Below are 25,685 nucleotides of genomic sequence, written 5' to 3'. Positions count from 1 at the left end.
TGACGCCGGGCTCGCGATTACGCGCGACCCGCACAACGTCCTCGCGGAACTCCTTCGGATACGGCTTGGGCACTGCAACATCCTTCCAGGCCGCCTCTCAGCAAGCCAGGTCAGGTGTCACCTCTCCGTGCAGCAGTCCCCAGCTGCCCCTGGGCGGTCGGATCGTCGCCGCGTATGAGGTGGTGGGGGATGCGTTCGGCGGCGGCTGTCGCCTGATGCCACGGGTCACCCGGTCGGGCAGCGACCGGCGCAGAGCTGGTGACGGCGAAGCTCTTGCGGATCTTGGGCAGGGACAGGTCGGGGGCGAGGGTGGAGCCGGCGTAGAACACTGGCTCGGCCTTGTCGTTGGTGTCCTCGGGCAGGGCGAAGTTGCAGCCGAGCGCGTCGCCGGAGGGACCGAGCTTGAGGCGCACGGTCACGCCCGTCGCCTCCAGCAGGGCGAAGAACTCGGCCTCGTCGGATGCCGCCGCGACGGCCCGGCGAACCCGTAGGCGTAGAAGATCTCGGGAGGTGGCGTCCTGGCCCAGACGCTTGGCCTTGAAGTGCTCCTTGCTGCTGTGGCGTTTGGCGCCGGTGCCGTCGCCCTGCTTCAACCGCCTGAGACCGTAGTCGACCTCGATCTTGCGGGCCTCGCGCTGGACGGCACGCTGGTCGTAGCCGCGCTCGGGACGCCGGCCGTCCTGGCGTACGAGGGTCGCGGCGATGTGGATGTGGTCGTCGGCGTGGCGGACGGCCACCCATCGGCAGGCTTCGTCGTCCCCGGCGGGTGCGATGCCCGCGGCGGCCACGATGCGGCGGGCGATGTCGGCCCACTGGGCGTCGGTGAGGATCGGGTCCTCGGGAGCGGCGCGGACGGGACAGTGCCACACGGTGTCCCTGGGCGCTTTGTCGCCGAGCATCCGCACGGGCTGGTCGAGCTGCGCGACGAGCTGGGCCATCGCGTCCTTCGGATCGCGGTGGGGGCTGCGGCCGGGGTCAGGGGCAAAGCCGTTCCAGGAGGCCACGAGGTGCGGGTCGACGTGTTCGTTGGCGCGGCCCTTGCCGAAGAGGTAGCCGATCGTACGGCGGGTGGCCTTCGGGCCAGAGCTGAGGATGATCTTTGGTATCACCCGCTCACCGCCCCTCGGTTACCTGGGCAATGGCGGTGCCCAGTGCGGCGACGGACGCGTCGATGCGGTCGAGGAGACGTTGGACGGCGGCGGGGTGGGGCCAGGAGCCGTCCTTGTGGAGGTGCCAGGTGAGCTGATTGAGGTTGTTGCCGATCTTCCCGAGCTGGCCGTTGGCGGCCATGAGTGCCTTGATCATGGTGCGGTAGTCGGCTACTGAAGCGGTGGGATCCTCGGCGCGGGCGGCGGCGAGCGAGCACTCAGCCACGTAGCCGCCGAGCGCCATGTGGCTCAGAGCGGCGGCGTTCTTCACGAGGGTGAACTCGTCGTCGTTGTAGCGCGGGTGGACGCGGCGCTCGCGCAGCTGCTTGTCGCGCAGGCGGCGGCGATGCGTGGGCTTAGATGGCGGGGTCGACGACTGCTTGCTGGTCCCGATCACGGTCGGCCTCCCCAGGCCGGCCGACTCCGGTGCCGCCTCGGCGCCGGACGCCTCCGCCTCCCGTGGGGCGGAGGCCGGGTAAGGACTCCTTACCCGACAACTTGCTGCGCTGTCGGGGTCGGTGGTCATCTCCTGCTGTTGGGGTGGGAGTTCGTGATGCTGGTCGTGCACGGGCTGGTTCTCCGAGGGTGGCTAGGAGCGGAGTGATCGCTGGGCCCCGTGTCCTCGTGCTCGTCGGCACAGGAGGGCACGGGGCAAGCGCAGAGATCAGGCGGCGCCGGAAAGGGCTGTAGCTGGGTTCTGTTCCTGCTGTTGGTCGGCATCGTCGAGTCCGCCGAGAGGCTCGCCCTCGACGCCGCCGTACGTGACGGGCTCGGCGTTGGTGGTGCGCTCGGCCCTCAGCTGGTCACGCACGATGCGGGCTCGCTTCTGGCCGATCTCCAGTGCGCTACGCAGACGCATGGCTGTCAGTCGGTCGTCACTCCAGTCGGCGGTCAGGAGCCGTGCCTCGTCTAGGACCTCGGCGTCGGTGCGGGGACGGTCGGCGGTCGACTTGGCGGTGGCTCGACCCCGACCGGCCGCCCGACGCGGCGAAGCCCCGGTCGACGCCGGCACGGCGGCCGACTGCCGTGATCGGCTAGAGGTGGCCGACATGTCGGCCTCAGTCGGCCCTGTCACGAGCCCCTCCACGACCTTCGTGGGAGTCGGCTCAGGTACCTGCGCCGGGCCGGATTTGGCCTGGTCAGTGGCGTGCACGTCGGCTCGTTCGCCGTCCGACTCGATGGCTGGACGGCCGGCCGACTGGGCAGAGGCCATTTCGGCAGAGTCGGCCGACTCGGGGTTGTGGTGCAGCACCTTTGCCACGAGGTCCGATCCGAAGTAGATCGACCCGACCGGGAGCGAGGTGGCCAGCAGCACGAGGGCCCAGTTCGCGGGGTCCCAGTCGGCCAGTCGGCCCCACTGCGTCGACTCGGTGTGCAGGGTCGGTATGAGGCCGTGCACGTAGTTCAGCAGGAGGCTGGCGAGCGTGTAGGTCGCAAGGACCCGGAGCGCGAACTTCCGGTCCGTACCCGTGAGCACGAGCGTGGCGACCAGTGCGAGGGCTATCAGGCCGTCGACCACGATCGGGTAGAGCAGGGCGGCGGTGGTGTCCGCGCCGATGGTACGGGCCACGTCGGACAGTGCGTTCCACGAGACCCGAAAGGCTATGAGGACCACGGCTACCAGCCCGAGGACCAGGGTGGTACGTGCGCCTGTCCGGCGAGCATCTCGTGGAGCAGTAGCAGGGTGATGCCGATGCGAATCGCCTCGGCCGAGGAGGGCGGTGATGCGGGCAGGCAAGCGGGGTACTCCAGGTGGGCTCGGGGGCGGCGGCCTTGGCGCAGGGGAGGGCAGGGGTGGCCGCCGTGAGGTGCGATGTCTCGTACCACTCGTCGCGTGCCTGGTCAGAACAGGTACGGGTGGCGTGGTGATGTCGACTCGACTCGTTGCGGCTCTCCCACTCGTCCCCGCGCTGACCTGCGCGGGGACGAGTGGTGCGAGTGGAGTCGGGTCAGGCTGCGGTGTCGGGCAGCGGCTCATCCGCCGGCCGGGCGGCCTCGGCCACAGCCCTGGGCTCGGGGCAGTAGCGGGCCCAGGTGTCGAGGAATTGGTTCCGCGCGAAGCCCTTGGCCTGGGCGCCGTCGGGGAAGCGGCGGTTGGCTGAGCCGATGCCGTACGGCTTCAGGAGCAGCTGCAGTCCCCGTGGAGTCAGCCCGTTGGCGCCGTACTCGGCCCAGGGAGCTTCCCGATCCGCGTTCAGGGATTCCAGCAGATGCTTCGTGCTCAGCACGGCCGGGTCGCCCACAGCGGCGAAGGCACGGCGGATCCCGACCAGGAGGCGGGTGCGTAGACCGCCCTCCTCGTCCTGGCCGGCCTCGTAGTCGGTCATGGTTCGGCAGGCGGTGCGGGCGAGCGCGGGCCAGTCGCCCCCGGCGAGGTCGGCGATGATGACCAGCGGTTCCCAGGTGTCTGCCGCGCGGTCCTCGACCGGCATGGGGGGCTCCGTGGCCATCGCCTGCTCGTACAAGGGTTGCAGCCAGGCGTGGAGGCGGTCGCGGATCGCGTTCAGGGCAGGGGTGTCCCGGTTGGTGCGGAAGGACGCCACCTTCTCCCCTGCCGCGCGGCGGCGCATCCGGATCACCACCGCCCGGTCCATGATCGTGTCCGGCAGGTCACCGATCCCGGCGAGAGCGGCCATGGCGAAGGTGGGGAACTCCTGCACCTGGTGCTCGGGCCCGGATACTCGCAGAGTGGGCCGGCCACGCTGGTGCCCCGCGTTGATGAGGCCGCGGACCTCCTCGTTCTTCTCTGCGGCCTTGGTGGTGCTGAACATGGTGTCGGCCTCGTCTACCAGGAGGGCCGGCGGGTCGTCCCCGTCGATCGACCGGAAGATCGCCGCTGCGCTGGCGTTGACCGTGATCAGGCGGTTGTGCACGGTCTCGGTCACCACGTCCAGCAGCCTGGACTTGCCGCACCGCTTCTCCGGGGCGACGATCGCCAGGCGCGGCGCGTGCTGCCACGCGCGCTGCAGATGCGTCGCCGCGACCCACAAGGCCACCGACGTGACGGCCTCCTCGCTCGGCATCGCCACGTACCGCTTGACCTGCGCTCGAAGGGCATCCAGGATCTGCGCTCCTTCGGACAGCGGCGGCGGCGAGGGGCAGTCGTCGCTGTCCTCCTCTGGCGAAGGCGCAACGGGGCCGGCCGGTTGGCCGGGCACGGCGACTGGAGGCCATGAGGTGCCGGAGCCGTTGGGACGGGATGGCGCATTCGGCTGGGGATCGGTCATACTGGGCATCAGCTCCTCTGCTTGCGGGCCATATGGGACGGCAATCCCGGTCTCCGCAGGTTGATCGCTAGGGATGGCGGTTGAGAGGTTTGCGCTTGAGCCCCCGGCATCGCCGGGGGCTTCTTTCATGTCACGTGCGGTCGTGCGGGCTCCTCGGGTTGATCGGGTGGGACCACCACTATGCCACATGAATTGCGGATCGCAGAAGTGTTCTGCGTCTCGCAGTAGACGTGCTACTCTTATGGAGTCCTTGCAAATGGCAGGGGAGTGCTACGTACGGAAGGAGGTGGCCATGGCGGATGAAGACCCGCCGCAGGGCGTACTGCTCAGCGGCGAGGGCAACGTCGCGGTGCGCATCAAACTGGAACGTGAGGCGCGCGGGTGGAGCACCAACGCCCTGTCCGACCGCATGAACGAGGCCGGCTTCGAGATGAATCCGTCCGCGGTCTGGCGGATCGAAAACGGCAAGCGTCGCATCAACCTCGACGAGACCATCGGCTTCGCCGAGGTCTTCGGTCTCGACCTGCGCAACCTCGTCGGCCCCCCGCAGCTGGCCGCCAAGGCCCGCGCCATGGAGCTCATCGACGAGATCATTGACGCGTTCCGCGCGACCCAGAGAGCCAATTTGGCTTTCACCGAGGCGCGCGACGCCCTCGACGCCTACCTCGCCGAGTATCCCGATATCCGCGAGGAAGCCGACGTGATGGTCTCCAACGCCATGGCGGAGGAGGCCAGCAGGACCATGCTGAAGATGCACGGCCCTCCGCCTGGCGGCGACGTCGAGCCTGCTGACGAGGTATAGCCCCCTGCTCCCTCTCCCGTACTGGGCCCGCAAACCCCCAGTACGGGCAGTCCACTCTCATCCCTAGCGATCGACCGGCGGGTCGGCGTTGCCGCGCCCCATACCCGCCAGAAGAGGACCCATCCCTTGCGCCAACCCGCGATAGCCCCTGCCTCCGCACTGACTTCGCATGCCGAGGCCGCCCTGCCGCGCCTCTATGCCCCCGAGGAGGTCGCCGCCGTACTCGGCTGCTCCGCCTGGTGGGTCAAAGACCGTGCTCGTCGGCGACTCATCCCGTTCACCCGCGTCGGCCGCGCGTACCGCTTCTCGGACGACCACCTCGCGGAGATCATCCGCATGCACGAAGAGCGCCCGGTCCAGACTCCGCAGCGTTCTGGTACCCCTGCGCCGCCCCGGAAGCCTCGCGCTCGGCAGCAGCCCGATACGACCGTGCCCACTGTCCGCCTCAAGGTCCGGCCGCCACGCCGGACGACCAAGCCCCAGTACTGGACCGCGGCTTAACGCACCCCACACAGCAGAAGGGAGGGAAATCTGTGGGTTACGCAGAAAAGCGTGGCGGCTACTGGCGCGGCCGCTACAAGATCGAGGACGGCAAGTACGGCACCGTCGCCGATTCCACGGGCGCCGTGGTCAAGTTCGCCACCAAGCGCGAGGCCAAGCAGGCTGCAGACGCGGAAGAGGTGACCGTTCGGCGCGGTGAGTGGCGCGACCCGGGCCTTGGTCACGAGACCTTCGGCGCATACGCCAGCCGCTGGTACGCCGGCCAGGACCTGGCCGCCTCGACCATGCAGAACTACAAGCGCCACATCGAGGAGCACCTGCTCCCCGACTTCGAGGAGAAGGCGCTCGCGGGCATCCTGCGCACGGACGTCGACGCATGGGAGAAGAAGGAGCGGGCCGAGTACGCGGCCTCCAGCGTCAAGACCTGGCGCTCGACACTCCACCTGATCTTCGAGGACGCGATCGACGAGGGTCTGCTCACGTCCAACCCGGCGGCCCGTCGGCGCGGGCGAGGCAAGCGAGCCGGCCGTTCCCGTGACCGCGGGCCGGAGAAGGTCGTCACCGACGCACTCGGCATCCTGCTCACCGCAGAGCGGGCCGCCCTACTGTCCGGCCGCGACGACGAGTTCGTCGCCACCGTCCTCAAGGGCTATACCGGCAAGCGCTGGGGCGAAATCGTCGGCCTGGAAACGGAGTTCGTGCGGCCCAATGCCTTCCGGGTCGAGTGGCAGCTGTACGAACTCGACACCGGAGAGCTGGTGCGCTGCCCGCCCAAGGACGACAGCTACCGCGTCATCGACTCGGCGGACTGGCTGTCGGCCCTGGTCTTCAACCACATCGCTCACACGAAGCCGACACCCTGCTCCTGCCACGGCAGGACGTACGTCTTCCGGGGCCAGGGTGTGGCGCGTACCGGCGGTCACCAGGGCGCGAAGCTCGTCGACGTCGCCCGCCGTGCCGAAGTCTCCACAGGCACGGTCTCGAACGTCCTCAACCATCCCGACCGTGTACGCGAGGAGACCCGCATACGAGTCGAGCTCGCCATCGCAGAGCTCGGGTTCGTACGTGGCGGTGCTACGTCGGACCATGCTGCTCACTGGCGCCGAAACGGCTTCGCCACCTGGCTTTTCACCCCGGCGGCCTCCGGCTGGTACCCGAAGAAGGCGCCCCAGGAGGCCCGCCCGGTGCCGATCCTCGGCGAGCCGTGGCCCGGCATCCCAGCCCGAGGCCGAGGGGCAGCTGCTCGGGCTGACGCCTGCTGGCTACCGATCGCGAAGGGCCTCACGCCCCACGGGCTCCGGCACACCCACCGCACGATGATGGAGGACCTCGGCACCGAGAAGGTCCTCATGGACGAACGCATGGGCCACATCGACGGCTCGGTCTCCGCGCGCTATGCCCACGTCACGCCCGGCATGCGCCGGCGCCTCATGCTCGGCTTGACCGAGCAGTGGGAGGCGGCACTCGCCGCCAGGCGTGCTCTGCACCCGCGTTGCCCGGTATCTGCCCTGGACCGGCTCCTGCAGGGTGGCGGCTGACGAGGCAGGCTCAGCCCGTCCTAGGAGGGCTGGGCCTCGCCAGGTCCCCAGGTGTCTCCCTTGCGGATGTTGCAGATCCAGTGGGCTGCCTGCAGGTTCTCGGCTGTGTGCGCGCCGCTCTCCGCGACCGGCTGGATGTGGTCGAGAGTGGCGGACCACGGGTCGGGCCACTCAGCGGAAGGGTTCATGGCGCGGTGGCACAGCTTGCATACCCATTGATCGCGATCGTAGATGCCGAACGGGTCCACCTGATCAGCGCCTGCGTTGAGAGTGCCATAGCCGCGCATGCGGGCCTGGTAGCTGTTGCGGGCCCGGGTGGAGCGCCGCTGCTTTTCCGAGCGGGCGGCATATGCCGGAGTCCAGAGGGTGGGTGTCGGTTCGGCGACGCAGACCCAGGCTTCCCAGTCGTAGGTCTTCCCACCTTCGTCCACGTCACGGAAGATCTCGTTCTGCCAGTGCCACTGCCGGCCGTCGTCTCCCTCGAACGAAGTTTGCTGGACGAGGGGGTGTTCTTGGCCGGGCACCTTGGTCCACCACAGGATGCGGTCCGTGTAGGCCAGAAGGGCGCCGGTCTGCTGGTGGATCGCGACCATCGGCTCCGCGTGGGGTTCAGAGTTTGCCCGGACCAGCGCGACGAGCTCGTCAGCGCCCAGGGACGTTGCGGTGGCGTACGCCGTGACGGAGTCGTGCCGCTCGATGACATCGCCTTCGATGGGGCTCAGCCCGTAGAACTCGTATGGGAAGTCGTCGTCGGCCGCCCTGGTGCCGAAGACCTGCGGTTCCCGTGCAGCCGCGAACCGGACACGCTGGTCGGCATCGGCGGAGGATCGGTCACCTCGATCAGGTATGGCGGCCAAGTCGATCTCACCCTTCGCGATCCGCGTCTTCGTGCGCCGCTTGAGAGTGGTGTTGCACCGACCCGAGCAGACGTGCCGATCGCGGTGCTCCCAGTGCGCGCTCTTTGACACGGGCACTCCGCAGATCCGGCAAGGTTCGCCGCCCGTGGCACGTTCCGCAGCCGCGAGGATGGGGTTCCAGTAAGGATCACCAGGAACCTTGCGGGTCCTGGCGGGGTCGGGCACCGGAGGCGTCCCCGGTGTGAGCGTCTGCATCGGGCGCCACACCTTCGGCGCGTCCTTCGGGCGTTCGACCCGCTGCCTCTTGGCAGCCGAGGTACGGCAAGGATCGGAGCAGTACTTCTGGCTGCGCGGGCGCCAATATTCCATCACCGTGCCGCAGACCGAGCACGGGCGACCCGCTCGTTCAGAGGCGCTGTTGTCGGCGTCGTCGGTGCTGCTGAGGCCGTAGTCCACAGGCTGTCCTCAGGTCGAGTGGTCGACTGAAGTTCGCGACCGCGCAGGTGCGAGCGGACACGTGGGAGGCGTGCCTCCCTTGCCGGGCGATCGGCCGCTGGGAGAAGCCGACCAAGATCTTCTCCCAGTTTTCTCCCAAACGATCTCCGGGAACGAGTCAGGGGCCTGATCCACTAAGTGGATCAGGCCCCTGACCTGGCATTTCACTGTCGGGGTGGCGGGATTTGAACCCACGACCTCTTCGTCCCGAACGAAGCGCGCTACCAAGCTGCGCTACACCCCGATGTCCACCGATTGTCCCGGCGACATCGATTACTTTAGCCCACCTGCGCCCGGAGGCGAAATCCGGTTTTGTTCCCGGCAGGGGACTCAGTCGCGAGGCGTCAGCGTCAGCAGGGTCGCCTCGGGCGGGCAGGCGAAGCGGACCGGGGTGTAGCGGTTCGTGCCGCAGCCCGCCGAGACGTGGAGGTAGGAGCGCCGCTCACCGACCGTGTGGCTGGAGAGGCCCTTCACCCGGTCGGTGTCCAGGTCGCAGTTGGTGACGAGGGCGCCGTAGAAGGGGATGCAGAGCTGGCCGCCGTGGGTGTGGCCGGCCAGGATCAGGGGGTAACCGTCCGCCGTGAAGGCGTCCAGGGACCGCAGGTAGGGGGCGTGGACGACGCCGATCGAGAGGTCCGCGCCCGTTTCCGGACCGCCGGCGACCTCCGCGTAGCGGTCCCGCTTGATGTGGGGGTCGTCCAGGCCGGTGAAGGCGATCTCGAGCCCGTCGGCCTTGATCCGGCCCCGGGTGTTGGAGAGGTTCAGCCAGCCGGCCTCGTCGAAGGCGTCCCGCATAGGCTCCCAGGGATTGTGGACGACGCCGGTCGCCGGTGCGTTCCCGTTGAGCCCGTGCTTGCCCTGCGTCTTCTCCAGGAGATAGCGGACCGGGTTGCGGAGCTTCGGGCCGTAGTAGTCGTTGGAACCGAAGACGTAGACCCCGGGGAACTCCATCAGCGGACCGAGCGCGTCGAGCAGCTCCGGCACGGCCTCCGGGTCGGAGAGGTTGTCACCGGTGTTGACCACGAAGTCCGGGCGCAGGCCCGCCAGCGACTGCAGCCAGGCGCGCTTCTTGCGCTGGCCGCTCACCATGTGGATGTCCGAGACCTGGAGTACGCGCAACGGACGGGATCCGTGCGGGAGTACGGGAATCGTGACCCGGCGGAGGCGGAACGAGCGGGCTTCGAACCCGGCCGCGTACACGAGGCCGGCGGCACCGACCGCTGCGCCGACTGCCGTTGCTTTCAGGGGTACTCCGTAGCGTGCGCGCATGGCTCCATCGTCGCAGAAACGGTGCGGCGGGACGAAAACAGGCGGGCGGCAGGTCTGCCGTACCTGTCACAATCGCCGCATGACCACGCTCAAGTCCAAGCTCAAGGAAGACCTCACCACGGCCATGAAGGCGCGTGACGAGCTCACCTCGTCCACCCTCCGGCTCACCCTGACCGCGATCACCAAGGAAGAGGTCAGCGGCAGGACGTCGCGTGAGCTCACCGACGACGAGGTGCAGAAGGTGATCGCCAAGGAGGCGAAGAAGCGCCGCGAGGCGGCCGAGGCCTTCGCCCAGGGCGGCCGGACGGAGCAGGCCGAGCGGGAGAAGGCCGAGGGCGAGCTGCTCGACGCGTACCTGCCCAAGCAGCTCTCCGACGACGAACTGAACGCGATCGTCGCGCAGGCCGTCGAGGAGGCGAAGGCCTCCGGCGCCGAGGGGCCGCGCGCGATGGGCGCCGTCATGAAGATCGTCAGCCCGAAGGTGGCGGGGCTCGCCGAGGGCGGCCGGGTGGCCGCCACCGTGAAGAAGCTGCTCGCGGGCTGAAGGACCGGTACGTGAAGGAGGGGCACCCCCTGCTCGGGGGCGCCCCTCCTTCATTTCATGGCGTGGACCGTGCGGCCCGGACGGTCAGGGACCGTTGCCGCCGCGTCCGCCGCCGTCGTTCCCGCCGATGAAGCCGGGCGGCAGGGTGATGCCGCCGATCGGGTCGGCTCCGGGCTTGTCGTCGCCGGTGCCGGTGCCGTTACCGCCGGTGGTGCCCTCGTCGCCCCCGTCGCGGGCCTCGCCCTTCTCCTTGTCCGCCACCTTCTCGGCACCACGCGGCACCGAGACCGGCTGGAAGGACGGGGTCTCCGAGGCGTCCAGCGCCCCGGTCATCGCGGTCTTCCAGATGGGGCCGGGCAGGCAGCCACCGCAGACCTTCTCGTAGTACTGGCCACCGATGGTGATGTCGTACATCTTGGTGGCCTTCTCACCGATGTCGTCGCCGACCCAGACCGCGGTGGAGAGATTCGGGGTGTAGCCGACGAACCAGGCGTCGAGGCGGTCGTTCGTCGTGCCCGTCTTGCCCGCGTTGTCGCGGTCGGAGAGGCCCGCCAGGGTGCCGGTGCCGTCCTCGACCACGCCCTTGAGCATCTCGCTGATGGTGTCAGCGGTCCTCTCGCTCATCGCGCGGGAGCACTTGGTCTTCGGGGCGTCGAGCTTCTTGCCGTTGGCGTCGGTGATCGACTCGATGGCGACGGGCGAGCAGTACGTGCCCCGGTTGGCGAACGTGGCGTACACGGAGGCCATCGAGAGCGGGGTGCTGACCTCACCGCCGAGGGTGATCGAGGCGTGTTCCTCGATCTCCTTGCCGTCGCCCCGCTCGTAGCCCACCTTCTTCGCCATCTCGACCGTCTCGCAGAGCCCGGTCTTCTGCTCCAGCTTGGCGAAGTAGGTGTTGATGGACTTGCCGAGCGCGCTCGTCATGTCCCAGGTGCCCTTCTCGGACTCCAGCTCGTTCACCAGGTCCCAGTTGCTGCTGCCCGTCGGGGCCCCGGCACAGGTGCGGAAGGAGTTCAGCGGAAGCGACATCTTCCAGTCGGTGGTGTAGCTCAGAGCCGGGCTGATGCCCTTCTCCAGAGCGGCGGCGGCGGTGATCGGCTTGAAGGTCGAGCCGACCTGGAAGCCGTAGGTGCTGCCGCCCATCTTGTTGCTGACGCCGAGGTTGAGCATCGTCTGGTGCTTGTTCTGGTCCAGGCCGTACGGCCTGGACTGGCTCATCGAGAGGACCTTGCCGGTGCCGGGCTCGACCTGCACCACGGACGCTGCGACCTTGTCGTCCTTGTTGACCTTCGAGGTCGCGGCCTCGTCGGCGGCCTTCTGCGCGCGCGGCGAAAGCGTGGTCCTGATGGTCAGCCCACCGAGGTTCCACAGTTTGGCGCGTTCCTCGTGGGTCTTCCCGAAGGCCGGATCGGTCAGGACGATCTTGCGCACGTAGTCGCAGAAGAAGCCGGCGCCGTTGTCAGCTGTGATGCAGCCGCTGTTCGGCCTGCTGACCTTCAGATCGAGAGGGGAGGCGATGGCCCTGTCGGCCTCGTCCTGCGAGATGCTGCCGACAACGGCCATGCGCTGCAGCACGATGTTGCGGCGCTTGGTCGCCTCCTCGGCGTCGTTGACCGGGTCGTAGCGGGTCGGTGACTGGACGAGACCGGCCAGCATCGCCGCCTCCTCCAGCTTCAGGTCCTTGGCGTGTTTGGAGAAGTAGCGCTGCGACGCGGTCTCGATGCCGTAGGCCTGCTGACCGAAGAAGGTGATGTTGAGGTAGTTCTCCAGGATCTTCTTCTTGCCGAGTTCTTCCTCGACCTGGATCGCGTACTTCAGCTCCCGGACCTTGCGGCCCAGCGTCTGCTGGGTGGCTTCGGCGACCTTGTCCGGGTCGTCGCCCGCCTCCTCGACGAAGACGTTCTTCACGTACTGCTGGGTGAGTGTCGAGGCGCCCTGCGCGGCTCCGCCGGCCTGCACGTTGCGGTTCATCGCACGCAGGATGCCCTTGAGGTCGACGGCCCCGTGCTCGTAGAAGCGCGAGTCCTCGATCGCGATGATCGCGTCCTGCATGTACGGGGAGATGTCCTTGAGCGGGATGACGGTACGGTCACGCGAGTAGTCCGTCGCGATGAGCCCGCCCTCGTTGTCCAGGATCGTGATCCGCTGGCTCAGCGGCGGGGTCTTGAGGTTGGAAGGGATCTCGTCGAATCCCTCGACCGTCCCCTTGGCCGCGAGCCCGAGGGCGCCGGCGGCCGGCAGCGCGATGCCTGCCAGCACAGCTCCGGAGAGCGCGGCGACACCGAGGAACTTGGCGGCCTGCTGGGTCGTCGTCAGACCCCCGCCTGAGCGCTTCTTTGGCATGAGGGCAGCCTACGTTCTCATTCGCCGGACATACGGATAGGCCTTGGCCTAAGCTGGTCTCAACTGTCACAGCAGCCGGGTCCTGCATCAACCCCCCTGCACAGCCCGCAGCAGAATTCAGCCACATGCCGAGGCGTTCCCGAATTCGCCTCATGTGTCGGTTGATGTCCGTTGCGACATGGGCTTTCTGCCCTGATGTGGCCGGGTTGGTCGCGCATGTCCCCGCATCACTCCCCTGGGTGATCTGCCGCGTACGCATAGTCCGTTCGGGCCATCCAAGATTGGGCCCGAAGGGGGTGTTGTGCTGTCGCCACCTTCCGTAACGTCCTCAACTGGCAGCGGTGAATATGCCGCTGCCGCCGTGGGGGAGCCTCGATTCGGGAGAGGACGGCGCCGGAATGGGCTGGGTAACCGACTGGAGTGCGCAGGCAGCCTGCCGCACTACCGATCCGGATGAATTGTTCGTGCAAGGGGCAGCGCAGAACAGGGCCAAGGCGGTGTGCACCGGATGCCCGGTGCGGACCGAGTGCCTGGCCGACGCGCTGGACAATCGCGTCGAGTTCGGCGTGTGGGGCGGGATGACGGAGCGGGAGCGCCGCGCTCTGCTGCGCCGACGGCCCACCGTCACGTCCTGGCGCCGCTTGCTGGAGACCGCGCGCAGTGAGTACGAGCGGTCCACGGGCATGCTGCCCGCAGGGGTGGGTCTGGACGACGACGCGCTGCACGACGACGAACTGCACGAGACGTTCGCCGCCGTGGGGTGAGCTGCAAGGCCGCCACGCAGGAGACTGCGGCGGTCCTACACAGCTCCGGCCGGGGCAGAAGCGGACCCGGTCGCGAGCAGTTCCCCGATGGCTCTGAGGCCTGAGAGGTCGTGCACGTCACCGGGCAGCGCGGCCACCTCGGTCACCGGAACTTCGGGGTGGAGCGTGGTGAAGCGGTCGCGCGTGTGCTGCTCGCGCGCGACGACCTGCATCCGCTCGGCGTGCAGCCGCAACAGGCCTGCGGTCAGCTGCTCGACGGATACGTCGGCGGATACGGCGTCCGTAGCGGGTGGTGTGCCCTGTCCGTCCGTTCCCGTGTGCTCCGTTTCCGTGTGCGTGGATGGCCCGGACGGGTCAGGCGACTTTCGGCCACGGCCGTGCGGCTCGCGGGTGCGTGATGTCCGGTCGTGCTGAGGCGGCTCCTGCTGTGGCGGCTCGTGCGGAGGGAGTTCGTCACTGCGTTCGGGGGAGAGCGGCGACTCCGGGGCTTCAGGTGAGGCGGCGGGCACCGGGCTCACCGGGTCACCAAGGCCAGCTTTCCCGGCCGTCTGATCCACAATGCCGACGCCTTCAAGATTTTCTGCTGCCGCCAGCGCCTGTTCCGCGGAGAGCCGTGCGGCCTCGCTTCCGTGCACACGGTTGAGGACCAGACCGGCCAGCGGCATCTCCTCCGCGGCCAGCCGTTCCACGAAGTACGCGGCCTCGCGCAGCGCGTCCCGCTCCGGCGTCGCCACCACGAGGAACGCCGTGCCGGGCGCTTGCAGCAGCTTGTACGTCGCGTCGGCCCGGGTGCGGAATCCGCCGAACATGGAGTCCATCGCCGCGACGAAGGTCTGTACGTCGCGCAGGAACTGCCCGCCGAGCAGCTTGCCGAGCGTCCCCGTCATCATCGACATCCCGACGTTGAGGAATTTCATCCCGGCCCGCCCGCCGATCTTCGCGGGGGCGATCAGCAGCCGGATGAACTTCCCGTCGAGGAACGAGCCGAGACGTTTCGGCGCGTCCAGGAAGTCCAGCGCGGAACGGGACGGCGGGGTGTCGACGACGATGAGGTCCCACTCGTCGCGCGCCCTCAGCTGCCCGAGCTTCTCCATCGCCATGTATTCCTGCGTGCCCGCGAACCCGGCCGACAGCGACTGGTAGAAGGGGTTCTCCAGGATCGCGTGGGCCCGCTCGGCATCGGTGTGCGCCTCGACGGTCTCGTCGAAGGTGCGTTTCATGTCGAGCATCATGGCGTGCAGTTCGCCCTCGCCGTCGATGTCCTCGACCCGGCGCGGGATGTTGTCCAGCCGGTCGATGCCCATGGACTGGGCGAGCCGGCGGGCCGGGTCGATGGTGAGGACGACGACCTTGCGGCCGCGCTCGGCCGCCCGTACACCGAGTGCCGCCGCGGTCGTGGTCTTGCCCACGCCGCCGGAGCCGCAGCACACGACGATACGGATCTCCGGATCGTCCAGCAGCGCGTCGGTCTCCAGTCCCGGGGCGATGTCCGTGCCCGGTCCCGGTGCGTCGTCCGCGACCGGTCCCCGTGCGATGTCCGTGCCCGGTGTCATGTCCCCACCCCTCGTCCGGAGCCGTTTCGCTTCCCGCCCCCCGGCGTCTGCCCCGCCGCGTCCGCGGCCTCGTCGCCGACGCCCTGTTTACGGAACTCCTCCGCCAGCTCGTACAGCGCGGCCAGGGTCACTCCCTCGCCCATGAGCGGCAGCTCGGTCATGGGCAGCCCCAGTCCGGTCAGCGCCGCGCGCTGCTCACGCTCCAGGCCGACCCGCTGGGCATGCTCGGCGGCCTGCTCGACCAGCGGTCGCACCAGGGCGGCGGAACCGGTCACGCCGGCCCGGGTGAGCGTCTTCGCGATCTCCTTGCGACGGCCTCCCGACGCCGTACGCAGTGCGTCCTCGTCCAGCAGGTGGGGCCGCACCATGTTCACCACGACCCGGCCGACGGGCAGTTCGGCGGCCCGCAGCTCGGCGATGCCGTCCGCGGTCTCCTGGACCGGCATCTCCTCCAGGAGCGTCACCAGATGGACCGCGGTCTCCGGGGACTTCAGGACCCGCATCACGGCCTGCGCCTGGTTGTGTATCGGACCGATCCTCGCCAGCCCCGCCACCTCGTCGTTCACATTGAGGAAGCGGGTGATGCGTCCGGTGGGGGGCGCGTCCATGATCACGTAGTCGTAGACGAACCTGCCCTGCTTGTCCTTGCGGCGTACGGCCTCGCACGCCTTGCCGGTCAGCAGGACGTCCCGGACACCCGGTGCGATGGTGGTGGCGAAGTCGATCGCGCCGAGCTTCTTCAGCGCCCGGCCCGCACTGCCCAGCTTGTAGAACATCTGGAGGTAGTCCAGGAGCGCGCGCTCGGCGTCGATCGCCAGTGCGTGCACCTCCCCGCCGCCGGGCGCCACGGCGATCCTGCGTTCCTCGTAGGGGAGCGCCTCGGATTCGAAGAGCTGGGCGATGCCCTGCCTGCCCTCGACCTCCACGAGGAGGGTGCGCCTGCCCTCGGTCGCGAGGGCGAGCGCGAGTGCGGCGGCGACCGTGGTCTTACCGGTCCCGCCCTTGCCGCTGACGACCTGGAACCTGCTCACGTCTTCGAGCCTAACCAGTCGGCAGGCAGGCTACGCACGAGACCGCCTGTGCCAGGCATTACAGTCGGCTCATGACCAAGTGGGAATACGCGACCGTGCCCCTTCTCGTGCACGCGACCAAGCAGATTCTGGACACCTGGGGCGAGGACGGCTGGGAGCTGGTCCAGGTGGTTCCCGGCCCGAACAACCCCGAGCAGCTCGTGGCCTACCTGAAGCGGGAGAAGCCGTAGTGGCGGGCGCCGTCGAGGCGAAGCTCGCAGAGCTCGGCCTGACGCTTCCCGACGTCGTACCGCCGCTGGCCTCCTACCAGCCGGCCGTGCGGTCCGGGGTGTACGTCCACACCTCCGGGCAGCTCCCGATGGTGGACGGCAAGCTCGCGGTGACCGGCAAGGTCGGCGCCGAGGTGACGCCGGATGAGGCCAAGGAACTGGCGAAGACCTGCGCACTGAACGCCCTCGCGGCGGTGAAGTCGGTCGCCGGTGACCTGGACCGGATCGCACGGGTGGTGAAGGTGGTGGGCTTCGTCGCCTCGGCCTCCGACTTCACCGGGCAGCCGGGAGTGGTCAACGGAGCGAGCGAGCTGCTGGGCGCGGTCCTGGGCGACAAGGGCGTGCACGCGCGCAGCGCCGTGGGCGTCGCGGTGCTGCCGCTGGACGCACCGGTGGAGGTCGAGGTCCAGGTCGAGCTCGTCGAGGCCTGATCCCGCACCTCCACGATCCCGTCCGGCCGAGGCGACCGGGCGGGATCGCGCATGTCCGGCTCATGCGTGCAAGGGGCAGACATCGAGGACCGGGGCCCTCGAACATCGGCCCTGTTACGGATAGCCTCCGGCCATGTCCAACGGTCAGTGGTACCCACCCGAATGGCCCGCCCGGATCCGGGCCCTCGCCGGCGGCGAGCTGACGGCCGTGACCCCCAGGCGTGCGGCCACGGTGATGCTGCTCCGGGACGACACGGCGGGGCCGGATTCCGCCGGCCCCACCGTCCACATGCTGCGCCGGCGTACCTCCATGCCCTTTGCCGGCGGGGCGTACGCCTATCCGGGTGGCGGGGTCGATCCGCGCGACGACGACCACCTCGTGGGCTGGGCCGGACCGTCCCTGGACACCTGGGCCGGCCGTCTGGGCGTCGGCACGGCCGCCGAGGCACAGGCCGTCGTGTGCGCCGCGGTCCGGGAGACGTTCGAGGAGGCGGGAGTCCTGCTGGCCGGGCCGGCCGCCGACACCGTCGTGAGTGACACCACGGGCGCCGACTGGGAGGCGGACCGGAAGGCCCTCGTCGCCCGCGAGCTGTCCTTCGCCGGCTTCCTGGACCGCCGGGGCCTGGTGCTGCGCTCCGACCTGCTGGCCGCGTGGGCGCGCTGGATCACCCCGGCCTTCGAACCGCGGCGCTACGACACCTGGTTCTTCGTGGCCGCGCTCCCCGAGGGCCAGCGCACCCGGAACGTCTCCACCGAGGCCGACCGGACGGTGTGGATCCGGCCGGGCGACGCGACCGACGGCTACGACAGGGGTGACCTGCTGATGATGCCGCCCACCGTGGCCACCCTGCGGGCGCTGAAGCCGTACAGAACGGCCGCGGAGGTGCTGAAGGCGGCGGATTCCCAGGACCTCGGTCCCGTACTGGCAGAGGCCCGCATGGAGGGTGAGGAGCTGGTGCTGAGCTGGCCGGGGCACGACGAGTTCACCAAACACCTCCCGGCATCCGGGGGATCCGCGTCTGTTCCCGCGGGCGAGGGCGCGGACGGGTCCTCCTCATGAGCGACGCGGCCGCACTGCCCGGGCAGCCCCGCGGCGGGGTCCTCTCCGGGCCCGCCACCACCCGTACGGTCAACGTCCTGGCCCCCAACGCCTCGGCGATGACCCTGGACGGCACGAACACCTGGATCGTCGCGGAGCCGGACTCCGACCTCGCGGTCGTGATCGACCCGGGGCCGCTCGACGACGTACATCTGCGGGCCGTCGTCGAGACCGCGGAGAGGGCGGGCAGACGCGTCGGCCTCACCCTGCTCACGCACGGGCACCCCGATCACGCGGAGGGGGCCGCCCGGTTCGCCGAGTTCACGCGCACGAAGGTGCGCGCCCTGGACGTGGCGCTGCGGCTGGGCGACGAAGGGCTCACGGCGGGGGACGTGATCACCACAGGAGGTCTCGAACTCCGGGTCGTTCCCACCCCGGGGCACACCGCGGACTCCCTCTCCTTCCATCTGCCCGCGGACCGGGCCGTGCTGACGGGTGACACGATCCTGGGTCGCGGCACCACCGTCGTCGCCCACCCGGACGGCAGGCTCGGCGACTACCTGGACACCCTGCGCCGTCTGCGCTCGCTGACGGTCGACGACGGGGTGCACACGGTCCTCCCGGGGCACGGGCCGGTACTGGAGGACGCGCAGGGCGCCGTCGAGTTCTACCTGGCCCACCGAGCACACCGCCTGGCCCAGGTCGAGACGGCCGTGGAGGCCGGGCACCGGACGCCTGCCGAGGTCGTGGCGGCCGTGTACGCGGACGTGGACCGCTCCCTGTGGCCTGCGGCGGAGCTGTCGGTGCGGGCCCAGATGGAGTACCTGACCGAGCACGGCCTGATCTGAGGGGCAGCCTCGGCGCCGCCCCCTCCGCGTAAGCGAAAGGGCCCCACCGCACGGTGGGGCCCCTTCGGCGAGCGTACGAGGAACAGCGTCAGCGGGACCGCTTCGCCAGTCGCTCCACGTCCAGGAGAATCACGGCGCGCGCCTCCAGACGCAGCCAGCCGCGGCCCGCGAAGTCCGCGAGAGCCTTGTTGACCGTCTCGCGGGAGGCGCCGACCAGCTGGGCCAGCTCTTCCTGGGTGAGGTCGTGCACGACGTGGATGCCCTCCTCCGACTGCACACCGAAGCGGCGCGACAGGTCGAGGAGGGCACGGGCGACGCGTCCCGGCACATCGGAGAAGACCAGGTCGGACATCTGGTCGTTGGTCTTGCGCAGACGGCGGGCGACGGCGCGCAGCAGCGCGGTGGCCACCTCGGGGCGGGCGTTCAGCCAGGGCTGGAGGTCTCCGTGACCGAGTCCGAGGAGCTTGACCTCGGTGAGCGCGGTCGCGGTCGCGGTGCGCGGGCCCGGGTCGAAGAGCGACAGCTCGCCGATCAGCTCGCCGGGGCCGAGGACGGCCAGCATGTTCTCCCGCCCGTCGGGAGAGGTGCGATGGAGCTTCACCTTGCCCTCGGTGACCACATAGAGGCGGTCGCCCGGGTCGCCCTCGTGGAACAGCGCGTCACCGCGTGCGAGGGTCACTTCACTCATCGAGGCGCGGAGCTCCGCGGCCTGCTCGTCATCGAGCGCCGCGAAAAGCGGGGCGCGCCGCAGAACGTCGTCCACGAGTTCTCTCCTTGTCGGCCTGTTCAGGGAAGCGTGGTTTCCATGATGCCGGACGGTAAAACAGTGCGATCGATCACAAACCAGTTTGACGCACGGGCGCGCCGGACCCTACGGCAGGGGGCCGATCGGGCGTGGAGATGCGGTGACCGGGGCAGATGTCAGCCTCTGGCTCTAGGCTGGACGGGTGTCCGGAACGCCGGTGGGAGTGCAGGCCAAGGGGGCTGATGGGGTGTCGGGAGACAGGAATTCCGCTGTGGGCGAACAGGCCGTACGAAGTAGGAAAAATACCGCAGACGGCTCGACGGGCGGAGCGCCGGGCAAGCCCGCGAAATCCGAGACGCATCTCGCGATGGTCCGCCGTGCCCGCCGGATCGACCGCGAGCTCGCCGAGGTCTATCCGTACGCCCATCCCGAGCTGGATTTCCGTAATTCCTTCGAACTCCTGGTGGCCACGGTCCTCTCCGCCCAGACCACCGATCTGAGGGTCAACCAGACCACCCCTGCGCTCTTCGCCGCCTACCCGACGCCCGAGGACATGGCCGCCGCCGTCCCCGAGAAGCTTGAGGAGATCATCCGGCCGACCGGTTTCTTCCGGGCCAAGGCACGGTCCCTCCTGGGGCTGTCGGCCGCCCTGAGGGACGACTTCGGCGGAGAGGTCCCCGGCCGGCTGGAGGATCTCGTCAAGCTGCCCGGGGTGGGGCGCAAGACGGCCAACGTCGTCCTCGGCAACGCGTTCGGTGTGCCGGGCATCACGGTGGACACCCACTTCGGCCGGCTGGTCCGCCGCTGGAAACTGACCGTGCAGGAGGACCCGGAGAAGGTCGAGGCGGAGATCGCCGCGATCTTTCCGAAGAGTGAGTGGACGATGCTCTCGCACCGTGTGATCTTCCACGGCCGCCGCATCTGCCACTCCCGCAAGCCCGCGTGCGGCGCCTGCCCGATCGCCTCCCTCTGCCCCGCCTACGGGGAGGGCGAGACGGATCCCGAGAAGGCGAAGAAGCTCCTGAAGTACGAGATGGGCGGACATCCGGGCCAGCGCCTCAGCCCGCCCCCGGACTACCCGGGCAGTCCCGCACCACCGTTGGGAGGCGGGTGAGCAGCCGTCCCGCCGGGCAGGCCCGCGCGGAACGAAATGACCGACGACAGGCGTTGGAAAGACGGGGGTGCCCATGACGCACGCACAAAGCACACGGCCCGCGGCCGACGCGGCCACCACGGAGAGGGACGCGTCCCGTGACAGCGCGCTCACCGTCTCCTCGGACGGTCTGCCCGCCTGGCTCGAACCCGTGGCGAGGGCGGCGCGGACGGTGCAGGCCCGGCAGCTCAGCCGTTTCCTGCCGCCGGAGAGCGGCGCCGGGCGACAGTCCGCGGTCCTGATCCTCTTCGGCGAGGGCGAGCGTGGTCCGGAGCTGCTCCTGATGGAGCGTTCCGGCTCACTGCGTTCCCACGCCGGCCAGCCGTCCTTCCCCGGAGGCTCCCTCGACCCCGAGGACGGCGACCACGCGACCACAGGGCCGCTCAGGGCCGCGCTGCGGGAGGCCGAGGAGGAGACCGGACTCGATCCGAGCGGTGTCCAGCTCTTCGGCGTGCTGCCCCGCCTCTACATCCCGGTGAGCGGCTTCGTCGTCACGCCCGTCCTCGGCTGGTGGCGGACGCCCAGCCCGGTGGGGGCCGTCGATCCGGCCGAGACCGCCCGGGTCTTCACCGCCCCCGTGGCGGATCTCACGGATCCGGCCAACCGCGTGACAGCCGTCCACCCGAGCGGTCACCGAGGCCCCGCATTCCTGGTGGAATCCGCACTGGTCTGGGGATTCACAGCCGGTGTGATCGACAGGATTGTGCACTACGCGGGGTGGGAACGCCCCTGGGACAGGGCCAGGCAGGTGCCGCTCGACTGGCACGCATGACAGGCTGACTTCCGTGCTGCGCTGTTCCGGGCCTGGCCCGGACCCCGTCGAACCGGACGGGCCAGGTGACGAAACTGCGAGGCTATAGACGGTGAACGTGCTGGACATCCTGCTGCTCGTCGGCGCCGTGTGGTTCGCGGTCATCGGGTACCGCCAGGGTTTCGTCGTCGGCATCCTGTCCGTGATCGGTTTCCTGGGCGGCGGCCTCGTAGCCGTCTACCTGCTGCCGGTCATCTGGGACCAGGCGACCGACGGATCGGAGGTCTCCTCCACCGCTGCCATCGTCGCGGTCGTGATCGTGATCGTGTGCGCCTCCGTGGGCCAGGCGTTCACCACCCACCTCGGCAACAGACTCCGCCGCTACATCACATGGTCGCCGGCGCGCGCCCTGGACGCCACGGGCGGCTCCCTCGTCAACGTGGTGGCCATGCTCCTGGTGGCCTGGCTGATCGGCTCCGCACTGGCCGGTACGTCACTGCCGACGCTGGGCAAGGAGGTCCGCAGTTCCTCGGTCCTGCTCGGAGTCTCCCGGGTGATGCCCGATCAGGCTGCCAACTGGTTCACGGACTTCTCCTCCGTCCTCGCGCAGAACGGCTTCCCGCAGGTCTTCAGTCCCTTCGCCAACGAACCCATCACCGAGGTCGCCCCCCCGGACCCGGCGCTGGTCGGAAGCCCTGTGGCCGCCCGCGCCAAGAAATCCATCGTCAAGGTCGTCGGCATGGCACCGGGCTGCGGAAAGGTCCTCGAAGGAACCGGTTTCGTCTTCTCCGACCGCCGCGTGATGACCAACGCCCACGTCGTCGGCGGCGTCGACGAACCGACCGTCCAGATCGGGGGCGAGGGCAGGCTGTACGACGCCAAGGTCGTCCTCTACGACTGGCAGCGGGACATCGCCGTGCTGGACGTCCCGGACCTGGACGCCGAGCCGCTGCGCTTCACCGACACCGACACCGATGCGGGAAGCGGTGACAGTGCCATCGTCGCGGGCTTCCCGGAGAACGGCGCCTACGACGTACGATCCGCCCGCATCCGGGGCCGCATCGACGCCGACGGGCCGGACATCTACCACCGGGGCACCGTGCGGCGCGACGTGTACTCGCTCTTCGCGACCGTCCGCCAGGGCAACTCCGGCGGACCACTGCTCACTCCGGACGGCAAGGTGTACGGAGTGGTGTTCGCCAAGTCGCTCGACGACCCGGACACGGGTTACGCGCTGACGGCCGACGAGATCCGCGAGGACATCGAGCTCGGCAGGTCCGCGGTCCAGGAGGTCGACAGCCAGGGCTGCGCGCTCTGAGGCCCGGCGGCGAGGCCCTGCGCCCGGCTCGGGCTCGGCGCCCTCGGCCCGGTGGCGTCGGCTCCGGCCCGGTGGTGTTCTGGCTCCGGCGCGGCGGTTCCGAGCGGTGGGGAACCGTGGCAACGGTACGGCTCGGGCGGTGAGCTCTTGAGGAGGCCCGCCCCAGCGGTCACACCGGTACGGATGCCACGTACGGGGCCCTGGGCCTCAGCTGACCCAGGGACCTGTGCGTGGCGTGGTGTCCGAAGGTGTCCGCGTCATCCACGGGGATGGCGCAGGCGCGCCGAGACCCAGCGGGCCCGGCGGTGGAGGATGCGCGGAATGCCCAGCCGGAGATCGTGGAAATCGCTCACATCGTGCACCCGGCTCCGGGAGCCGCCCCCCTCATGAATGCTCGGACCAGCAGGAGCGGTCGAGCGGCGGTTGCGTGCTGCGTCATTGAAGTCGCGCGTCCAGCCCATACCTCGACGTGTGCCCGTGACCAGAGGTCGGTAATCGTGTGCGAGTCAGCCAATTGGCTTATGCGGCAGGCAATTGGCTGTTCGTCGGGCACCTGTACCCGTCGGCTACCGGTCGGGCTCAGGGTCCTTGAGCCAGTTGATGAGTTCGGTCGAGAAGGCGACGGGATCCTCCTCGTGGGGGAAGTGGCCCAGACCGTCGAAAAGCCGCCACCGGTACGGCGCCTCCACGTACTCACCGGACCCTGCGGAACTACGGGTCCGGATCGCCGGGTCGAGCGAGCCGTGGAGATGCAGCGTCGGTACACGGACCGGGCGTTTCATCCGCCGGTTGAACTGGACGCCGTCGGGGCGTGCCAGGGAGCGCACCATCCAGCGGTACGGTTCGATCGAGCAGTGCGCCGTCGACGGGATGCACATCGCGCGCCGGTAGACGTCCATCGTTTCGTCGTCGGGGAAGTCAGGGGTGCGCGGCCCCGACCAGTCACGGATCAGCCGTGCCACCAAAGCCGCGTCGTCCGCCACGAGCTGGCGCTCCGGAACCCACGGCCGCTGGAAGCTCCAGATGTGGGAGCCGGCCCGGGACTGCGCGAAGTCGGAGAGCATCGAGGAGCGCCAGCGGCGCGGATGCGGCATCGAAGAGACCACGAGCCGCCGGACCAGCTTCGGCCGCATCACGGCCGCCGTCCAGGCGAGGTAGCCGCCCATGTCATGTCCCACGAGGGCCGCGTCCGGCTCGCCGAGCGAGCGGATCACGCCGGTCACGTCGAGTGCCAGGTTCGCGGGGTCGTACCCCCGGGGCGTACGGTCACTGCCGCCGACCCCGCGCAGGTCCATCGCGACCGCGCGATAGCCGGCGCCGGCCAGAGCGGTCAGCTGATGGCGCCAGGTCCACCAGAACTGCGGGAAACCGTGCAGCAACAGCACCAGCGGCCCGTCGCCGAGCTCGGCGATATGGAAGCGTGCGCCGTTGGCCGCCACATCACGGTGGGTCCACGGTCCGTCGAGGCGGACGGGGCCGCCGGAACCGGCAGCCGGTCCCGGCGGGCCGGATGTGAAATCGGGGTCGGTCATGTGGACGAGCGTGTCACAGAGAGGGCCTTGTCCTGGACCGGTCGGCTTTCGATGGCCTTGTCCGCGAGGGTGCTGCCCTGCGCCTGCTCGATCGAGCGCGTGCCGACGGCGGGGCGGGGGTGCGGCTTGACGCCCTGCAGGACCGCAGCGGTCTGCTTGGCCGAGGCGATGGACTTCTCCGGAGGCTTGACCTTCTTGAACTTGGCGAGTCCGAACAGGGCGATCAGGATTCCCAGCAGGATGAACGCACCGCCGACGATCAGGAACGACCAGGCGAGACCGAGCCCCAGATTGTGGATTCCGTAGGCCGCGGCGAAGCTCAGCACGGGAATCGCGAACAGGATCAGTACACCCGTGACGATGAACGCCACGCTGCCGATCACGCCACGCTTGACGTCCTGCCGTACCTCGGCCTTGGCCAGGGCGATCTCGTCGTGCACCAGCGCGGACATCTCAGCGGTCGCCGAAGCGACCAGCTGCCCGAGACTACGGTCGGTGCTGCCCGCGTAATTGCCGGGGTCGCTCATCCCTGACTCCCTCTCCTCTTCCGTACATCCGATGTCAGATCATGCCGGACTGTCCGGCTTGCTGCTCGCTGCCCCTGCCTGTTCGGCAAGGCGGCGGTGCTCGGCGGCCTTCCTGTCGTGGAGCGCGGCCATGCGCAGGTGGTACTCGGGGTCACCCTGTTCGTACACGTCGGGCACCCCTGATTCGTCCGCGTCGAGCTCCTCGGCCTCGTACAGCGCCCTGTATCTGCGTACCCGCAGTTTGAGCAGTACACCGGAGAGTACGGCGGCAATGAGAGAGCCGAGGAGGACCGCCGCCTTCACGTCATTGATCATGTCCTCGTCGCCCGCGAACGCGAGCTCCCCGATGAGCAGCGAAACGGTGAAGCCGATACCGGCCAGCGTGGCCACGGCGAAGACATCTGCCCAGGCCAGATCCTTGTTCAGCTCGGCCTTGGTGAAGCGGGTGACGAGCCAGGTACCGCCGAAGATGCCGATGGTCTTGCCGACGACCAGACCGAGGACCACCCCGAGTGTTTCGGGCCGGGTGAAGACACCGGCCAGGGCATCGCCCTTCAGGGTGACACCGGCCGAGAAGAGGGCGAACAGCGGAACCGCGAAGCCGGCCGACAGGGGCCGCACCATGTGCTCGATGTGTTCGCCCGGGGAACGCGTCTCTCCTTCGCGTCTGGTGCAACGCAGCATGAGCCCCATGGCGACGCCGGCGATCGTCGCGTGGACGCCGCTGTTGTACATCAGTCCCCAGATGACCAGGGCGAGCGGCAGGTAGACGTACCACCCCCGCACTCCGGTGCGAAGCAGCACATAGAACACGGCCAGACCGGCGAAGGCACCGCCGAGCGCCAGGAAGTCGATGTTCTCGGTGAAGAAGACGGCGATGATGAGGATGGCGAAGAGGTCGTCGACGACCGCGAGCGTCAGCAGGAAGGCGCGGAGGGCCGACGGCAGCGAGGTGCCGATGACCGCGAGGACGGCGAGCGCGAACGCGATGTCGGTGGCG

The 25,685-nt window shown here is 69.2% G+C and carries 25 protein-coding genes, 1 tRNA gene and 1 pseudogene; 12 read left to right on the top strand and 15 right to left on the bottom strand.

Features of this window, described 5'->3' with window-relative positions; translation table 11 throughout:
* Positions 1–140: 140 nt before the first annotated feature.
* The 4 genes and pseudogenes from VN520_RS24465 to VN520_RS24450 form a co-directional block, all read right to left on the bottom strand.
* A pseudogene (locus tag VN520_RS24465) lies at positions 141–1,109 on the bottom strand (relaxase/mobilization nuclease domain-containing protein); the annotation flags it as partial.
* Positions 1,110–1,113: 4 nt separating this feature from the next.
* A complete protein-coding gene (locus tag VN520_RS24460; protein WP_325749088.1) occupies positions 1,114–1,545 on the bottom strand; it encodes a plasmid mobilization protein in 432 nt (143 codons plus the stop codon).
* 267 nt (positions 1,546–1,812) lie between these two features.
* On the bottom strand, positions 1,813–2,784 hold the full coding sequence (locus tag VN520_RS24455; RefSeq protein ID WP_325749090.1) for a DUF2637 domain-containing protein: 972 nt from the start codon (positions 2,782–2,784) through the stop codon (positions 1,813–1,815).
* A 313-nt stretch (positions 2,785–3,097) separates the two neighbouring features.
* A complete protein-coding gene (locus VN520_RS24450; protein ID WP_325749087.1) occupies positions 3,098–4,375 on the bottom strand; it encodes a DUF3631 domain-containing protein in 1,278 nt (425 codons plus the stop codon).
* A gap of 292 nt (positions 4,376–4,667) precedes the next feature.
* Between VN520_RS24450 and VN520_RS24445 the strand changes: the two genes are divergently transcribed.
* The 3 genes from VN520_RS24445 (at position 4,668) to VN520_RS24435 (ending at position 7,216) form a co-directional block, all read left to right on the top strand.
* Positions 4,668–5,177 carry a helix-turn-helix domain-containing protein gene (locus VN520_RS24445; protein ID WP_073958116.1) on the top strand — a complete coding sequence of 170 codons (510 nt, stop codon included), beginning with the start codon at positions 4,668–4,670 and terminating at the stop codon, positions 5,175–5,177.
* Between the two features lie 126 nt (positions 5,178–5,303).
* Positions 5,304–5,678 carry a helix-turn-helix domain-containing protein gene (locus VN520_RS24440; RefSeq protein WP_414719936.1) on the top strand — a complete coding sequence of 125 codons (375 nt, stop codon included), beginning with the start codon at positions 5,304–5,306 and terminating at the stop codon, positions 5,676–5,678.
* A 32-nt stretch (positions 5,679–5,710) separates the two neighbouring features.
* Positions 5,711–7,216 carry a LacI family DNA-binding transcriptional regulator gene (locus VN520_RS24435; protein WP_325749086.1) on the top strand — a complete coding sequence of 502 codons (1,506 nt, stop codon included), beginning with the start codon at positions 5,711–5,713 and terminating at the stop codon, positions 7,214–7,216.
* 20 nt (positions 7,217–7,236) lie between these two features.
* Here the strand turns inward: VN520_RS24435 and VN520_RS24430 are convergent, their stop codons facing one another.
* From VN520_RS24430 to VN520_RS24420, 3 genes are all read right to left on the bottom strand, one after another.
* Positions 7,237–8,529, bottom strand: coding sequence for an HNH endonuclease signature motif containing protein (locus tag VN520_RS24430; RefSeq protein WP_325749085.1), 1,293 nt, complete (start codon positions 8,527–8,529; stop codon positions 7,237–7,239).
* 209 nt (positions 8,530–8,738) lie between these two features.
* Positions 8,739–8,812: transfer RNA gene (locus VN520_RS24425), tRNA-Pro, on the bottom strand.
* Between the two features lie 86 nt (positions 8,813–8,898).
* Positions 8,899–9,837 carry a metallophosphoesterase gene (locus VN520_RS24420; RefSeq protein WP_325749084.1) on the bottom strand — a complete coding sequence of 313 codons (939 nt, stop codon included), beginning with the start codon at positions 9,835–9,837 and terminating at the stop codon, positions 8,899–8,901.
* A gap of 79 nt (positions 9,838–9,916) precedes the next feature.
* On the opposite strand from VN520_RS24420, the gene VN520_RS24415 reads away from it, so the two are divergent.
* Complete coding sequence (locus VN520_RS24415) at positions 9,917–10,381, top strand: GatB/YqeY domain-containing protein (RefSeq protein WP_325749083.1); 465 nt, start codon at positions 9,917–9,919, stop codon at positions 10,379–10,381.
* A gap of 84 nt (positions 10,382–10,465) precedes the next feature.
* Here VN520_RS24415 and VN520_RS24410 read toward each other — a convergent pair whose 3' ends face one another.
* Entirely contained in the window at positions 10,466–12,724 is a 2,259-nt protein-coding gene (locus tag VN520_RS24410; RefSeq protein ID WP_325749082.1) for a transglycosylase domain-containing protein, read from the bottom strand.
* 398 nt (positions 12,725–13,122) lie between these two features.
* On the opposite strand from VN520_RS24410, the gene VN520_RS24405 reads away from it, so the two are divergent.
* Positions 13,123–13,488 carry a WhiB family transcriptional regulator gene (locus VN520_RS24405; protein WP_325749081.1) on the top strand — a complete coding sequence of 122 codons (366 nt, stop codon included), beginning with the start codon at positions 13,123–13,125 and terminating at the stop codon, positions 13,486–13,488.
* Between the two features lie 35 nt (positions 13,489–13,523).
* On the opposite strand, the gene VN520_RS24400 is transcribed toward VN520_RS24405, so the two are convergent.
* The gene (locus VN520_RS24400; RefSeq protein WP_325749080.1) at positions 13,524–15,041 is read right to left on the bottom strand and encodes an ArsA family ATPase; all 1,518 of its coding nucleotides are present in this window, start codon (positions 15,039–15,041) and stop codon (positions 13,524–13,526) included.
* Positions 15,038–16,072, bottom strand: a complete 1,035-nt coding sequence (locus tag VN520_RS24395; protein ID WP_325749079.1) for an ArsA family ATPase — start codon at positions 16,070–16,072, stop codon at positions 15,038–15,040. Before VN520_RS24395 ends, VN520_RS24400 begins: the two co-directional genes overlap by 4 nt.
* Positions 16,073–16,143: 71 nt before the next feature.
* Here VN520_RS24395 and VN520_RS24390 point away from each other — a divergent pair, with 71 nt between their 5' ends.
* The 4 genes from VN520_RS24390 (at position 16,144) to VN520_RS24375 (ending at position 18,659) form a co-directional block, all read left to right on the top strand.
* Positions 16,144–16,302 (top strand): DUF4177 domain-containing protein, encoded by a 159-nt coding sequence (locus tag VN520_RS24390; RefSeq protein ID WP_019992579.1) that lies wholly within the window; start codon positions 16,144–16,146, stop codon positions 16,300–16,302.
* A complete protein-coding gene (locus VN520_RS24385) occupies positions 16,302–16,772 on the top strand; it encodes a RidA family protein (protein ID WP_325749078.1) in 471 nt (156 codons plus the stop codon). The genes VN520_RS24390 and VN520_RS24385 overlap by 1 nt, the downstream gene beginning before the upstream one ends.
* Before the next feature lie 133 nt (positions 16,773–16,905).
* Positions 16,906–17,832 carry an NUDIX hydrolase gene (locus tag VN520_RS24380; protein ID WP_325749077.1) on the top strand — a complete coding sequence of 309 codons (927 nt, stop codon included), beginning with the start codon at positions 16,906–16,908 and terminating at the stop codon, positions 17,830–17,832.
* Positions 17,829–18,659: an MBL fold metallo-hydrolase gene (locus tag VN520_RS24375; protein ID WP_325749076.1), complete on the top strand. Its 831-nt coding sequence runs from the start codon at positions 17,829–17,831 to the stop codon at positions 18,657–18,659. Before VN520_RS24380 ends, VN520_RS24375 begins: the two co-directional genes overlap by 4 nt.
* A gap of 88 nt (positions 18,660–18,747) precedes the next feature.
* Here the strand turns inward: VN520_RS24375 and VN520_RS24370 are convergent, their stop codons facing one another.
* Positions 18,748–19,422: a Crp/Fnr family transcriptional regulator gene (locus VN520_RS24370; protein WP_014046869.1), complete on the bottom strand. Its 675-nt coding sequence runs from the start codon at positions 19,420–19,422 to the stop codon at positions 18,748–18,750.
* Between the two features lie 253 nt (positions 19,423–19,675).
* Here VN520_RS24370 and nth point away from each other — a divergent pair, with 253 nt between their 5' ends.
* The 3 genes from nth (at position 19,676) to VN520_RS24355 (ending at position 22,626) form a co-directional block, all read left to right on the top strand.
* Entirely contained in the window at positions 19,676–20,518 is an 843-nt protein-coding gene (gene nth, locus VN520_RS24365; protein WP_414719935.1) for an endonuclease III, read from the top strand.
* A 73-nt stretch (positions 20,519–20,591) separates the two neighbouring features.
* Positions 20,592–21,329, top strand: coding sequence for a CoA pyrophosphatase (locus tag VN520_RS24360; RefSeq protein ID WP_325749074.1), 738 nt, complete (start codon positions 20,592–20,594; stop codon positions 21,327–21,329).
* A gap of 91 nt (positions 21,330–21,420) precedes the next feature.
* Positions 21,421–22,626 carry a MarP family serine protease gene (locus tag VN520_RS24355; RefSeq protein WP_325749073.1) on the top strand — a complete coding sequence of 402 codons (1,206 nt, stop codon included), beginning with the start codon at positions 21,421–21,423 and terminating at the stop codon, positions 22,624–22,626.
* Between the two features lie 257 nt (positions 22,627–22,883).
* Here the strand turns inward: VN520_RS24355 and VN520_RS24350 are convergent, their stop codons facing one another.
* From VN520_RS24350 to VN520_RS24335, 4 genes are all read right to left on the bottom strand, one after another.
* A complete protein-coding gene (locus VN520_RS24350) occupies positions 22,884–23,087 on the bottom strand; it encodes a hypothetical protein (protein ID WP_238442206.1) in 204 nt (67 codons plus the stop codon).
* A 105-nt stretch (positions 23,088–23,192) separates the two neighbouring features.
* Positions 23,193–24,158, bottom strand: coding sequence for an alpha/beta hydrolase (locus VN520_RS24345; RefSeq protein WP_325749072.1), 966 nt, complete (start codon positions 24,156–24,158; stop codon positions 23,193–23,195).
* Complete coding sequence (locus VN520_RS24340) at positions 24,155–24,685, bottom strand: phage holin family protein (protein WP_325749071.1); 531 nt, start codon at positions 24,683–24,685, stop codon at positions 24,155–24,157. The genes VN520_RS24345 and VN520_RS24340 overlap by 4 nt, the downstream gene beginning before the upstream one ends.
* Before the next feature lie 39 nt (positions 24,686–24,724).
* The coding region (locus VN520_RS24335; RefSeq protein ID WP_325749070.1) for a Na+/H+ antiporter NhaA at positions 24,725–25,685 on the bottom strand (961 nt) is incomplete at its 5' end.

Origin of the sequence: Streptomyces sp., assembly GCF_035563135.1 — a bacterium.
Classification (GTDB): domain Bacteria; phylum Actinomycetota; class Actinomycetes; order Streptomycetales; family Streptomycetaceae; genus Streptomyces.
This window is presented reverse-complemented; position numbering and strand designations above follow the sequence as displayed.